The organism is Flavobacterium noncentrifugens (assembly GCF_900100375.1).
GTDB classification, from domain to species: Bacteria; Bacteroidota; Bacteroidia; order Flavobacteriales; family Flavobacteriaceae; genus Flavobacterium; species Flavobacterium noncentrifugens.
This window is the reverse complement of the sequence record NZ_FNEZ01000006.1, coordinates 67,171-81,994: the sequence shown is the minus strand read 5'-3', so window position 1 is coordinate 81,994 and position 14,824 is coordinate 67,171. Positions and strand designations below refer to the sequence as shown.

Genomic DNA, 14,824 nt, shown 5'->3' with positions numbered 1-14,824 from the left:
AAAAATTACTGCTAACGTTTTGCCTGTAAGTGAATTCGAGAATCAAACGAGCCGAGTTTTATATGCCAAAATAAAACTTTATCCGTGAAAATGAAAGTGCAACTTACCGAAACAAGCATAGTTAGCTTAGCGGTTGTTGTGCGCGTTTTTGTAGTCTTAAATTTTATTGTAGGACTCAACGATAGATTTAATGACAAGATTTGGATTGTCCTTGTAAATCAGGTGTCCGCAATCTTTTGCGACTATGCCAATACGATTTGGTTCAGCTTCTACAAAATTCTTATGACAATTAATCCAACGTTCAATTTTTCCAGTGTCTTTCCAGAATGGCTTTCCGTTAACGATATCAGTGACTGGAATTGAAGCAGGGAAACTATTTTTTCTCATAATTTCAACAGTACTTTTTAAATTCGTTGCCATATAATAAAATCCAAGATTATTTTGCTTCCAGTTTTCTATATCATTTTTTTGTTGCCTGAGCGTTTCCGAGACATATTCATCCGTATAATAATCATGATTTACATCAATTAGAACCGCTGCTTTGACCTTATCAGGATTTCTTGCAGCATATAATGTTGAATACCATCCACCATAAGAATGTGCAACAAGCATTATTTTATCATTATAGCCCAATTTTTTAAGTGCCAATTCTAAATCTTCGATTCCATTTACAATATTGTGTTTGGAAATGTCAGTTTCCGAAATGTCTACCGTACTTTTTCCGAATCCCGCTCGATCATAAGTTATTAAAGTCGCACCTGTTTTATCGGCTATTGGTTGCAAAATATTATTCATAGCATTTCCATCAGCGCCACCGCCCGTTTCAAAAAGAATTGGAATGCCTTTACCTTTTATGATATTGAAGTGCAGTTTGTGATTTCCAACGGCTACTAAAGTGTCAATGGTTTGTGATTGAGAATTTAAAGAGATAAAAAGGACAATAATGCTTATTGATAACTTCATTTAATGGTTGCTTGTTGATTAAGGTTGTTTAAAAATCACCGCTAACGTTTTGCTTGTAAGCAATTCGCAATGCATGACGGCAGAGTTTTCTCTACCGAATATAAAAATTCTTCATGAAACAACAACTTCCGGTTTCCGAAAGCTCTGCGATTGTGGTTACAGGCTGTTGCGCGCTGTTCTTATTTTTCGTCCTTCCTAGTTTCATTAGCATTCTTCTCACTTCTATTGTAAATATTGTTCAATACGAAATACAGGATTATCGATAAAAAAATTGCACTTATTTTCACCTTGCGATAGGTTAGTAGTTTTAGCGCTTCCGACATCATTCCGCCTAGCAACAATCCAATTAATAACCGTTTCCACCATTTATCTAATATATTCATAAATCAATACTTATAAATTCAATAACAGAAATTTTCAGCTCACAATTGCGTGTTTTTTTCGGTGTGGTTCTCCAAAATAGCGCACAACGCTTGGCCGCTTCGCGAATTTGCGATGCAAGCGAACTGAGTATTCTCTGCCAAGATAAAACTTTCTTCGTGAAAATCAACATTCAACTTACCGAAACCAGCAAGTTCTTGAAACGGTTGTTAGCAGCAGTACATTTATAAAATATCAATGATTAGCCAACGGAAAAAGCAACAAATAATCAACGGGATTACTACTAATGAAACTTGCATTATATTATCAACAAAGTTACTTGCATCAGATTCATCATCTTCCCAGACAGAATTAAATTTAACGTAAAAAAAATATATGACGGTTATATGTTTTTAAAATGTAATTATCGTAGCATTTATATAGAATCAAAAAAAGCATTAGATGAGAAGCTGCAAAAACCATATCCTTTTCACTTTTTTCCATTCCTGAATCATATGATAAAAAAGATAAAACAGAGAATACAATTGAAATTATCAGTAAAGTTTTGTAAACATTTATTTTTCTTAAAATTTTATGCCATGGAGGATAAATGAATACAATAGTCCAAATGTAAAAAAATGAAATTGCGAAAATAATTGTTCCCATTCTTGTGTCGTTTTCGTATTGCTGCTAACGCTTGGCCGGTAAACGCAGTTGCTGATAAAAGCGAGCTGAGTTCGCTCTGCCAAGATAATGTTTCTTCGTGAAAGATGAACGTTCTGTAACCTGAAAATCAGCAATTGCGATTACCGGCGGTTACCTGCCGTATCTAACACAGTGTAAACAACAAAACAACCCGCCAGCAAACCTTTTTCAACGTTTTTAACAGGAATCACGTCCGTATTTACCATTTCGCCTTCTATGCCTATAAATTTTACACTGCCAAATTGGCTTTCCATTTTGCTAATCACATCCTTAATATCTACTGCAAAAAAGTTTTTTACATTGTAGATTGCAGATAGAACCAAAGTTCTCTTATTAGCATTTGGATTTAAGAATTTAATTAGCGCATATTCTTCATATACAGATCTAATTTCTCCATCTTGTTTATCTCCAAGGCTTTCCAAATAATTATCTAAGTCTTCAGGATATTTAGGCAAGCTGTAAAGTTCGCAAATTTTATTGAATGCCATTTCAGCCTGTCTATCTTGTGATTTAGTAGTAGATTCAATTTCCATGATCGTATTGTACAATTCCAAATCACTTTTAATCCATTCACTAATTTTCATGGTAGTTGTTGTTTTATGAGGTTTCCCCCGGATATGGCAGGTAACTCTCAAATATACGCAATAACCAAAACAGCTGCAATCATTTACTGACTGCTCTTGATATAAAACCATTTAAATTTTGTAGCAAAACTTTAAAAATAAAAAAATTGTTACAGTTTGTGTAGCAATTTTTTTGAAAATAAAAATTTGCTACAGAATGGCAAAATTTTTGATTTCAAATATTTGTATTCCAAACAAATCAGCCATGAAAACAAAAACTTCCATTAGTTCCTTATTAGGAGTGACTCAAGAACAGGCTGCATTGTTGTTCGGTGTAAGCCGCAGCCTTTGGTCGCTCGTTGAAATCGGCAAGCGCAACCTGCCATTGCACGCCACAGAACTGCTGGGAAAAATACTTGTTAAAATACAAGAATCTGAAGCCACTTCCAATTCACCGGTAGCACGACAGCACGATACGTTCAACAAGAAATTAGAAAAACTACTGCACGAAAACACCTATCAGATCCTGCATCTCGAACGTGAAATTGCCGCTGCCATTAAAAAACGGGAAAAAGAATCGAGGCTGCGAAGGCTTAAAGATTTGTTAACCAATCTTGAAAATGAAAAAAAATTTCAAACCGGGATGGCTTCTATCATAAATTCTAAAGTCTCCCGTACAAATGATGTTGTTATTTCAAATCTTCTGTTCGAACAAGAACACCGTATGGAATTACTCCAATTCGAAAAATCATTGCTCGAATCCAAATTGCAAAGTCTGAAATTGAAAATGATAATGCCCAAAGCGGAAAATAATCCGGCACTTTAAAGGAACAAAAAAGCCATCAACAATGTCGATGGCTTTTGTATATCAATCCAAATTCTGAAAATTATCTGATTTCAATCGGCTTTTCAGCAGCCCACATAAAGTACAATCCGATAAGGATAAACGGAATGCTGAGCCATTGGCCGGTAGAAAATAATCCAAGCGAACTCTCAAATCCGCCCTGGCTTTCTTTTACATATTCGACTACAAAACGAACCGTCCACAGCAAAACAAGGAACAAGCCGAATAAAAATCCTTGTTTTTCACGAATGTTCGTTTTCCAATACATATAAAACAACACTGCAAAAACCACTACATAACACGCCGCTTCATACAATTGCGCCGGATGTTTTACCGGAACCTGCGCCAGGACATCGGCAAATTTCGGATCGTGTGCAATGGCCTGATACGCCGCCTTCGGATTCGGTATTTTTGTGATGCTTACCGCTTCCCTCGAACTGAACTGGTCTTTCACAAACTGCACCCCGAAAGTATTCGAACCATCGGTCTTTTTACCTACGATCTCCGAGTTGAAAAAATTCCCCAAACGCACAAAGATCGCACCGCTTGCTACCGGAATGACCACGCGGTCGAGTACCCAAAGCATCGGTCTTTTCATGATATTTTTGCTGAAGAAATACATTGTAATAATGATCGCAATCGCAGCACCGTGACTTGCCAATCCCTGGAATCCGGTGAATTCAAAAGTCGGGGAGAAGCGAAACGGCAATAAAATTTCGGATAAATGGTTTCTGTAATATTCCCAATCGTAAAAAAATACATGCCCCAGCCTTGCGCCAAGCAACGTTGCCAGAACGGTCCAGATGAATAAGGAATCCAGTTTGTCGATCGGCTCGTTTTCGCGGTCAAAGATTTTTTTCATAATATACCAGCCAAGGGCAAACGCAATCACAAACATGAGGCTGTAGTAGCGAATCATGAAAAATCCTAAATCGATTCCTTCTGTAGGGCTCCAGACAAAGCTTAATGGGTGTATCATTTGGTAAATTATTTGGACGTAAAAATAACATTTAATACAAATGTAAAATCCTAAAGTTAGTTAATGTTTGTGCGTACAAGTTTTTGGCGGAACCGGATCGTAACCGCTGCGTCCCCACGGATGGCAGCTCAAAATGCGTTTGGCACCAAGGTAACTTCCGTAAAACAACCCGTGTACTTTTAAAGCTTCAAGCGCATACGACGAACAAGTAGGCTCAAACCTGCAACTTGCGGGTGTTAAAGGCGAGATCACGGTTTGATACACGCGGATCACAAAAACAAAGGGCAATATTAGTATTCGTTTGATGGTCAACTTACAAGATAAAAGTGGTTCCTTCTTTGCTGTCTTTGAGCTGGATGCCAAGAGCAAGCAACTGGTCGCGGATCTGGTCCGACAGCGCGAAATTCTTATTCGCCCGTGCTTCGTTGCGCATCCCGATCAGCATGTTCACCAAGCCTTCCATTTTCTCGACGTGGCTTTCATCAGATTTTTCTTTTCCGAGTCCGAGCACATCGTTCACGAATGCCGATAATGTTTTTGAAAGATCCTCAAGATCGGCAGCAGTAAGGGTTGCCGAACCTTCCTTCAGTAAGTTGATAAAACGAACACCTTCAAACAATTGCGCGATTAAGATCGGGCTGTTGAAATCATCGTTCATCGCATCATAACACAATTGTTTCCAGCTTGAAATATCGAGCGTAGAATTTGCCGAAGCGTTGACTTCTTTAATGTTTTCCATCGCTTCCATCAAACGGTTGTAGCCTTTTTCAGCTGCAATGATCGCATCATCAGAAAAATCAAGGATGCTTCTGTAATGCGCCTGTAACATAAAGAAACGCGCCACATTTGCAGAAAAAGCCTTACTCAAAAACGGACTTTCGCCGGTTAAGATTTCACGCGGCAAAATATTATTTCCGGTTGATTTGGCCATTTTCTTGCCGTTTAGGGTCAGCATGTTTGCATGCATCCAATAATTCACAGGCGTTTGGCCGGTGCAGGCTTCATTTTGTGCAATTTCACATTCATGGTGCGGGAATTTTAAATCCATTCCACCGCCGTGAATGTCAAAATGATTGCCCAGGTATTTCGTGCTCATCGCCGTACATTCGAGATGCCAGCCCGGAAAACCGTCGCTCCATGGCGAAGGCCAGCGCATGATATGTTGTGGCTCGGCTTTTTTCCAGAGCGCAAAATCCTGCGGGTTTCGTTTATCAGATTGGCCGTCAAGTTCGCGGGTATTGGCGAGCATGTCTTCGATGTTGCGGCCGCTGAGTTGGCCGTAATGGTAACTTTCATTGAACTTTACGACATCAAAATACACCGATCCGTTAGCTTCATAACCAATTCCGTTGTCGATGATCTTCTTGATGATCTCAATCTGTTCGATAATATGTCCGGTAGCTGTGGGCTCGATGCTCGGCGGAAAAAAATTGAATTCATTCAAAATCTCATGAAAATCAACCGTGTAGCGTTGCACGACCTCCATCGGCTCCAGCTGCTCCAGCCTTGCTTTTTTGGCAATTTTGTCTTCGCCTTCATCCACGTCGTCTACAATGTGGCCCACATCGGTAATATTTCGCACATAGCGCACTTTGTAGCCCAAATGAAGCAGGTAACGAAAGATTACGTCAAAGGACATAAACGTCCGCACATTGCCAAGGTGCACATTGCTGTAAACCGTCGGGCCGCAAACATACATCCCGATATTACCTTCATGGATGGGATTAAAAAGTTCTTTTTCCCCGGAAAGGGAATTGTATATTTTGACGGTTTGCGTTTTGTATAGTGGCATTTTTATTTTTTTAGGAGCTAATTCCTGCTTTTCGCTTGTATCCTTTTTACGGCGCAGCGCAGCGGAGCCGTAAAAAGGATACCGCTGCAAATGTAATTCACTGAACTCAAATAAAAAATAAAAGTCAAGTGAAGTAATCAGGGCTAGGACATTGGATTAAAAATTAAAATTTTGTTTCCAGTTTAATATAATCCAAAAATTCACGTCTGGTTTTCTCATCTTTAAATTTACCTCCAAATTCAGAGGTTACGGTGCTGCTTTCAATATCGCGGATCCCGCGTGAATTCACGCATAAATGTTTGGCATCGATTACGCACGCAACATCTTGCGTTCCCAAAGCGCGCTGCAATTCCTGGACGATCTGCATCGTAAGGCGTTCCTGCACCTGAGGCCTTTTGGAAAAATAATCCACGACACGGTTCATTTTAGAAAGCCCGATAACTTTTCCGTTTGAAATATAACCCACATGTGCGCGTCCAATAATAGGCAGCAAATGGTGTTCGCAGGTAGAGTAAACGACAATGTTTTTCTCAACGAGCATTTCGCCGTATTTGTAATTGTTGTCAAAAGTAGAAGAACTTGGTTTCTTTGCAGGGTTCAGCCCGCCAAAAATTTCCTTTACAAACATTTTTGCAACGCGGTTTGGCGTGCCTTTGATGCTGTCATCGGTAAGATCCATCCCAAGTGTCCTGAGGATGCTTTCGACGTCTTTTTTGATTAATTCTATTTTTTGGTCATCCGGAATATCGAAAGCATCATCCCTAAGTGGGTTGGTAGCGTTTGAACTGATGTGGTCGTCTCCGATTTCGTCGTGAAAATCTTCGTTAGTTGTCATTAATAGGTATTGTTATGATGGCTTATTTTAAAGGCAACAAAGATAATTAATAAAAATCAAAGAATATATTTCAGTGTTAAATATTCAGTTAATTTAAAATTTAAGATAATTCTTTGCTAAATTTTTGTAAATTTCGCTGCCAAAATTATCTAAAATGAAAAATAAATACCTGCTGTTTCTACTGGTAAACTTTACTGTATTTACTGCCTTTGCCCAAAATGCCACACTTGCCAGCGTAAAAATCACGGCTGACAAAGCGGCGTGTAACGGAGGTTTGACCGAGCCTGTAAACCTTACTGCCAATTATACAAATTTTAACGAAAGCAGCAATTACACAGTAACACAGGTTCCTTACAGGCCGTTGCCTTATGCGGGAGGAAAAGATATACTCGTTGGTGGAGATCTTGATGATTTCTGGAGTCCCGGTATTTTTACACTGCCTTTCAAGTTTTGTTTTTTCGGGAATGCTTATGATAACGTCATGATCGGCTCAAACGGGGTTATTACTTTTGATGTAGGTGATCATAGGGGTGTTATTCCGGATGGTTTCTGTTCGTGGGACATACAGCAGGCTTTTCCGGGTCCTAACTATCCTCAACCTATCCAGGATCCAAATCCAGCTTCCGACCCTAGATTACGTGGTGGGCCCATAACAAATGCTATTTTTGGGGTATACCAGGACATTCACTTCGCAGGCCGTGCAAACTTTGCCAATGTAAATTATCTTTTAAGGAACGACGGTCCTTATGCAGAGCCAAACAGGATCTTTATTGTCAACTACAACCAGCTTCCGCAGTATCCTGCTACCCAGCAAAGTTCTATTGACGCCGGGCTGCAAACCTACCAGATCATTTTACATGAAACCTCAAATATAGTTGAAGTCAATGTGAAGCACAGGGAAGCAAATCCTGGTTGGCAACTTGAAGCATTGATTGGTTTGATGAACCATGACGGGACAATTGGGGTGAGCCCTCCTGGAAGAAATTCTGTTGATTTTACCGCAAACAACGAATCTTATTTGTTTAAGCCAAATGGGCCTATTCCTGTTTCACCAAATCCTGTCGCGCCACAAATTGAATGGACCTATCTCGATTATAACACAGGAGCCACGTTGCATTCATCCCTTCCGACGATAACAGGATATTATCACAATACAATTCCTGCAAGAAATATTTTCAAGGTAAAGGTGACTTATTTCCGATGTGATGGAACAACTGTAGTGGTTGAAGATCAATTTACATTGACAAAAGGAACATTCCCAACGTTAAGCAATCCTTCAAACATCTGTACCTCATCTACACCGCCATTTATACAGAATATCAGTCAGGAAAGCAACATGATTCCTGCGACAGAAAGCGTAACCGATTATAGTTTTACCTATTGGACAATCCAAACCAGTGCGATTAATGGTTTTGGCCCTGGAAGGATCTTTACGCCTACAACTTATAATGTAACGACTTTGCCACAAGACATCTACGTAAGGGTAGAGGATGCATTAGGAGTAGGTTGCCAGGATGTTAGAAAATTTTCAATCATCAGACAACCGGAAGGCGCTTTTAAATATAGTAGTGCTGACTACTGTGACGACATTACAACCGCACAATTGCCACAAAATGTAACTGCGCCCACACCTTTACCTGCACTAACACCTAACGGAACTTTTAGTGCACTTGATACTTTAGGAAATCCAACTACAGGTCTTATTATCAATCCAACTACAGGGGCGATTACGCCCAATGGAAGTATAGTGGGCATATATGATGTTCTTTATCACATCAACGCTGATCCTGCAGGTACCTGTTTGGCGTATGATGCGCCTTTGGTCAGGGTTGAGATTAAGAACTGTACTTGTACCGTTGTGGCTTCAAATACAACTACAGATATTTGCGTAGGCACAGCAATAGCAACCCCAAGTCCGTTACAATTTACAGTTTCTACGGGAACGCCAACAACAGCATCGATTGATTCGTCTGGTGATCCATTGCCAGCGGGTCTTACGGGTACATTTATCACGACTGCAGGTGCTGAGAAATTTGTAATTAGCGGAACGCCAGCCGTTGGAGCCACTTCAGTGACTAATGTTATTGTTTCAATGACCACAGCATTGGGCACGTGTTATTCTGTTCCGATTACCATTAATATTGGAACTGTTCCAACAATTACAGGAACTTTTAATGTCTGTGCCGGATCAACCACTACGCTTACCGGATCAGGAACGCCTGCAACGGCAAGTCCGTGGGTTTCTTCAAATACCGCGGTTGCGACAGTAGACAATTTAGGAGTAGTCACCGGGGTTACAGGTGGAACTTCTACGATCACTTATACAAATGCAACCGGCTGTAAAATTACCCAAAGCATCACGGTCAATGCGCTTCCGACAATTACAGGAACTTTTAATGTGTGTATCGGATCGACAACTGCCCTTACCGGATCGGGAACGCTGGCAACTTCAAGCCCGTGGGTTTCTTCGAATACCGCAGTTGCAACAGTAGACAATTTAGGAGTAGTTACCGGAGTTACAGCTGGAACTTCTACGATCACTTATACGAATTTAGACGGATGTAAAATTACCCAAAGCATCACGGTCAATGCGCTTCCAACAATTACGGGAACTTTTGATGTATGTATCGGATTAACCACCGCGCTTACCGGATCAGGAACGCCTGCAACGGCAAGTCCATGGATCTCTTCAAACACCGCGGTAGCGACAGTAGACAATTTAGGAGTAGTCACCGGAGTTACAGCTGGAACTTCGACCATCACTTATACGAATTTAGCCGGTTGTAAAATTACGCAAAGCATTACGGTCAATGCGCTTCCAACAATCACAGGAACTTTTGTTGTCTGTGCCGGGTCAACCACTGCACTTACCGGATCAGGAACACCGGCAACTGCAAGCCCGTGGGTTTCTTCAAATACGGCAGTTGCGACAGTAGACAATTTAGGAGTGGTCACTGGGGTTACAGGTGGAACTTCTACCATTACTTATACGAATTTAGCCGGCTGTAAAATTACCCAAACCATCACGGTCAATGCGCTTCCGACAATTACGGGAACTTTTGATGTATGTATCGGATCAACCACTGCGCTTACCGGATCGGGAACGCCTGCAACTGCAAGTCCATGGGTTTCTTCAAATACCGCAGTAGCGACAGTAGACAATTTAGGAGTAGTCACCGGAGTTACAGCTGGAACATCTACAATCACTTATACGAATTTAGCCGGCTGCAAAATTACCCAAAGCATCACGGTCAATGCGCTTCCGACAATTACGGGAACTTTTGATGTATGTATCGGATCAACCACTGCGCTTACCGGATCGGGAACGCCTGCAACGGCAAGTCCGTGGGTTTCTTTAAATACCGCAGTTGCGACAGTAGACAATTTAGGAGTAGTCACCGGAGTTACAGCTGGAACTTCTACGATCACTTATATGAATTTAGCCGGCTGCAAAATTACCCAAAGCATCACGGTCAATGCGCTTCCAACAATTACGGGAACTTTTGTTGTCTGTGTCGGATTAACTACTGCGCTTACCGGATCAGGAACGCCGGCAACTTTAAATCCGTGGGTTTCTTCAAATACTGCGGTAGCAACAGTAGACAATTTAGGAGTAGTAACAGGGGGTGCAGGCGGAATTTCTACGATCACTTATACGAATTTAACCGGATGTAAAATTACCCAAAGCATCACGGTCAATGCACTTCCAACAATTACAGGAACTTTTGATGTATGTATTGGATTAACCACCGCGCTTACCGGATCAGGAACGCCTGCAACGGCAAGTCCATGGGTCTCTTCAAATACTGCGGTAGCGACAGTAGACAATTTAGGAGTAGTCACCGGAGTTACAGCTGGAACTTCGACCATCACTTATACGAATTTAGCCGGTTGTAAAATTACGCAAAGCATTACAGTCAATGCGCTTCCAACAATCACAGGAACTTTTGTTGTCTGTGCGGGATCAACCACTGCACTTACCGGATCGGGAACACCGGCAACTGCAAGCCCATGGGTTTCTTCAAATACGGCAGTTGCGACAGTAGACAATTTAGGAGTAGTCACTGGGGTTACAGGTGGAACTTCTACAATTACTTATACTAATTTAGCCGGCTGTAAAATTACCCAAAGCATCACGGTCAATGCGCTTCCGACAATTATGGGAACTTTTGATGTATGTATCGGATTAACCACTGCGCTTACCGGATCGGGAACGCCTGCAACGGCAAGTCCATGGGTTTCTTCGAATACCGCAGTTGCAACAGTAGACAATTTAGGAGTAGTTACCGGAGTCACAGCTGGAACTTCTACGATCACTTATACGAATTTAGACGGATGTAAAATTACCCAAAGCATCACGGTCAATGCGCTTCCAACAATTACAGGAACTTTTGCTGTATGTATCGGATCAACTACTACCCTTACCGGATCAGGAACGCCTGCAACGGCAAGCCCGTGGGTTTCTTCAAATACCGCAGTTGCAACAGTAGACAATTTAGGAGTGGTTACCGGAGTTACAGCTGGAACTTCTACCATCACTTATACGAATTTAGCCGGCTGCAAAATTACCCAAAGCATCACAGTCAATGCGCTTCCAACAATTACAGGAACTTTTGTTGTCTGTGCCGGATTAACTACTGCGCTTACCGGATCAGGAACGCCTGCAACGGCAAGCCCGTGGGTTTCTTCAAATACTGCGGTAGCGACAGTAGACAATTTAGGAGTAGTCACCGGAGTTATAGGCGGAACTTCTACGATCACTTATACGAATTTAACCGGCTGTAAAATTACCCAAAGCATCACGGTCAATGCGCTTCCAACAATTACGGGAACTTTTGATGTGTGTATCGGATTAACCACCGCGCTTACCGGATCGGGAACGCCTGCAACGGCAAGTCCATGGGTTTCTTCGAATACCGCAGTTGCAACAGTAGACAATTTAGGAGTAGTTACCGGGGTTGCAGGCGGAACTTCCACCATCACTTATACAAATGCAGCCGGATGTAAAATTACCCAAAGCATAACGGTTAGTCCGATTCCAACAATTACAGGAACTTTTGTTGTCTGTGCCGGGTCAACCACTGCACTTACCGGATCAGGAACGCCTGCAACTTCAAATCCGTGGGTTTCTTCAAACACCACAGTTGCAACAATAGACAATTTAGGAGTGGTCACTGGGGTTACAGCTGGAACTTCGACCATCACTTATACGAATTTAGCCGGCTGTAAAATTTCCCAAAGCATCACGGTCAATGCGCTTCCGACAATTACGGGAACTTTTGCTGTCTGTACCGGATTAACCACTGCGCTTACAGGATCAGGAACGCCGGCAACTGCAAGTCCATGGGTTTCTTCGAATACCACAGTTGCAACAGTAGACAATTTAGGAGTAGTTACCGGGGTTATTGGTGGAACTTCTATCATTACTTATACAAATGCAGACGGATGTAAAATCTCCCAAAGCATCACGGTCAATGCGCTTCCAACAATTACGGGAACTTTTGCTGTATGTATCGGATCAACTACTACGCTTACGGGATCAGGAACGCCGGCAACTGCAAGTCCTTGGGTTTCTGCCAATACCGCGGTAGCGACAATAAGCAATACAGGTATGGTTACCGGAGTTTCGGCCGGAACTTCATTGATCACTTATACAAATGCAGCTGGCTGCATCATTACTCAAATCATAACGGTGAATGCGCTTCCAACGATTACCGGAACTTTGAATGTTTGTGTAGGATTGACTACAACATTAATAGGTTCAGCAACACCAGCAACATTAAGCCCTTGGATTTCTGCAACTCCAGCAATTGCTACAGTGAGCAATACAGGAGTCGTTACCGGAGTTTCAGGCGGAACAGTTTTAATTACGTATACGAATTCAAATGGTTGTAAAACTACTGCAACTGTCAATGTGATCGCAGCGCCGGTCATTACAGGAATATTAAATGTGTGTATCGGTTCAACGACTACACTTACCGGATCAGGAACGCCTGCAACTACAAGCCCTTGGATTTCTGCCAATACCGCAGCAGCTACGATAACTAATGCAGGTGTGGTCACAGGGGTTTCCGCCGGAACTTCGTTGATCACTTATACCAATTCAAACGGTTGTATTATTACAGCAACAGTTGTGGTCAATCCACTTCCAACGATTACCGGAACTTTGAATGTATGTGCTGGATTGACAACGGCACTTACCGGATCAGGAAGTCCTGCAACACCAGGCGCTTGGATTTCTGCCAATACCGCCGTAGCGACAGTTAGCAATACAGGAGTAGTTACCGGAGTTTCAGTAGGATCGACTTTAATTACTTACACCAATTCAAATGGCTGTAAAATCACGGCGACAGTAATTGTAAATGCACTTCCAACCATTACCGGTACGCTGAATGTTTGCGAAGGATTGACAACAACGCTTATCGGTTCGGGTACTCCTGCGTTAACAAATGCATGGATTTCTTCGAATCCAGGAGTGGCAACGATAAGCAGTACAGGTGTTGTTAATGGGATTTCGGCAGGAACTACCGTAATTACCTATACGAATTCAAATGGTTGTATAAAAATGGAAACGATAAGCGTAAGTGCACCTCCAACCATTACAGGAATGTTAAATGTATGTATCGGTTCAACCACAATACTTTCAGGTTCAGCAACAGCAGCTACAGTAAGCCCTTGGGTTTCTTCTGCGCCTACAGTAGCGACGGTTGGCAATACAGGGATTGTTACCGGAGTTTCAGCAGGGACAACTGTTATTACGTACAAAAACGCAAATGGTTGTACAATTACAGCTACAATAACTGTAAATGCAATTCCAACTGTTACAGGAACTTTAAGTGTTTGTGAAGGCTCGCAAACGCAACTAACCGGTTCGGCAACCGCCTCAGCAGTGAATCCATGGATTTCATCAAATCCTTCTGTTGCGACTGTTGACAATGTAGGTTTGGTTACGGGAGTAAAAGCAGGAACTGTAACCATTACTTATACCAATTCAAACGGTTGTATCAAAACGGCAACCGTAGTAGTAAACCCATTACCTGTAGTCAATTTGCCTCAGGATGAGTTTATTTGTGTGGATCCAAGCGGTATAGTAATTTCAAGAGCAAATCTAACTACCGGATTAACTGGCCCATATACTTTCAAATGGTTTGATGCCGCCGGAGAAATTTTAGGTGAAACAGCGAGTAGTTATTCTGCTGGTGCGGCAGGAGATTACACAGTTGAAGTTACCAATACAGTTACAGGTTGTGTCAATACCGGATCGGCGACTGTTACGGCTTCTTTTGCACCGGTTTCGGCAACTTATGAAGTATCGAATTATTTCTCGGAAACCCAATTGGTAACCATTAATGTATTGCCTGTTGGAGATTACCTGTATCAGGTAGACAACGGCGCGTTTCAAAGCAGCAATCAATTTTACAACCTGTCTTCGGGGTATCATGATGTTGTAATTAAAGACAGGGTAGGTTGTGGGTCGATTCCAATAAGTGACATCAGGATCATCGCATTTCCTAAATTCTTTACACCAAATAATGACGGATACAATGATAGATGGAACATTCCGGACCTGAGCGATCAGAATGGTTCTAAAATTTTGATCTTTGACAGATACGGAAAACTGATGAAAGAAATCTCTCCAAAAGGAGCGGGATGGGATGGAATGTTCAATGGAAATCCGGCTCCGGCTGATGATTACTGGTTTAAAGTTTTCTTTATCGAACAAGGCTCATCTAAAGAATTCAATGCACATTTTGCACTCAAACGATAATTAAAAACGTTTGTA

The 14,824-nt window shown here is 41.7% G+C and carries 8 protein-coding genes; 2 read left to right on the top strand and 6 right to left on the bottom strand.

The window, feature by feature from the left end; all coding sequences use genetic code 11:
• Positions 1-156: 156 nt before the first annotated feature.
• Positions 157-963, bottom strand: a complete 807-nt coding sequence (locus BLS32_RS15500; protein ID WP_091397943.1) for an alpha/beta fold hydrolase — start codon at positions 961-963, stop codon at positions 157-159.
• Between the two features lie 1,166 nt (positions 964-2,129).
• On the bottom strand, positions 2,130-2,612 hold the full coding sequence (locus tag BLS32_RS15485; protein WP_139171789.1) for a hypothetical protein: 483 nt from the start codon (positions 2,610-2,612) through the stop codon (positions 2,130-2,132).
• Between the two features lie 244 nt (positions 2,613-2,856).
• On the opposite strand from BLS32_RS15485, the gene BLS32_RS15480 reads away from it, so the two are divergent.
• A complete protein-coding gene (locus BLS32_RS15480; protein ID WP_139171788.1) occupies positions 2,857-3,417 on the top strand; it encodes a helix-turn-helix domain-containing protein in 561 nt (186 codons plus the stop codon).
• A gap of 61 nt (positions 3,418-3,478) precedes the next feature.
• On the opposite strand, the gene lgt is transcribed toward BLS32_RS15480, so the two are convergent.
• From lgt to folE, 4 genes are all read right to left on the bottom strand, one after another.
• On the bottom strand, positions 3,479-4,414 hold the full coding sequence (gene lgt / locus BLS32_RS15475; protein WP_091397930.1) for a prolipoprotein diacylglyceryl transferase: 936 nt from the start codon (positions 4,412-4,414) through the stop codon (positions 3,479-3,481).
• 60 nt (positions 4,415-4,474) lie between these two features.
• Entirely contained in the window at positions 4,475-4,720 is a 246-nt protein-coding gene (gene yidD, locus BLS32_RS15470) for a membrane protein insertion efficiency factor YidD (RefSeq protein WP_170227608.1), read from the bottom strand.
• 7 nt (positions 4,721-4,727) lie between these two features.
• Positions 4,728-6,206 (bottom strand): cysteine--tRNA ligase, encoded by a 1,479-nt coding sequence (cysS, locus tag BLS32_RS15465; RefSeq protein ID WP_091398439.1) that lies wholly within the window; start codon positions 6,204-6,206, stop codon positions 4,728-4,730.
• A 163-nt stretch (positions 6,207-6,369) separates the two neighbouring features.
• On the bottom strand, positions 6,370-7,041 hold the full coding sequence (folE, locus tag BLS32_RS15460; protein ID WP_091397925.1) for a GTP cyclohydrolase I FolE: 672 nt from the start codon (positions 7,039-7,041) through the stop codon (positions 6,370-6,372).
• A 154-nt stretch (positions 7,042-7,195) separates the two neighbouring features.
• Between folE and BLS32_RS15455 the strand changes: the two genes are divergently transcribed.
• Positions 7,196-14,809: an Ig-like domain-containing protein gene (locus BLS32_RS15455; RefSeq protein ID WP_091397922.1), complete on the top strand. Its 7,614-nt coding sequence runs from the start codon at positions 7,196-7,198 to the stop codon at positions 14,807-14,809.
• The last annotated feature ends 15 nt before the right edge of the window (positions 14,810-14,824 follow it).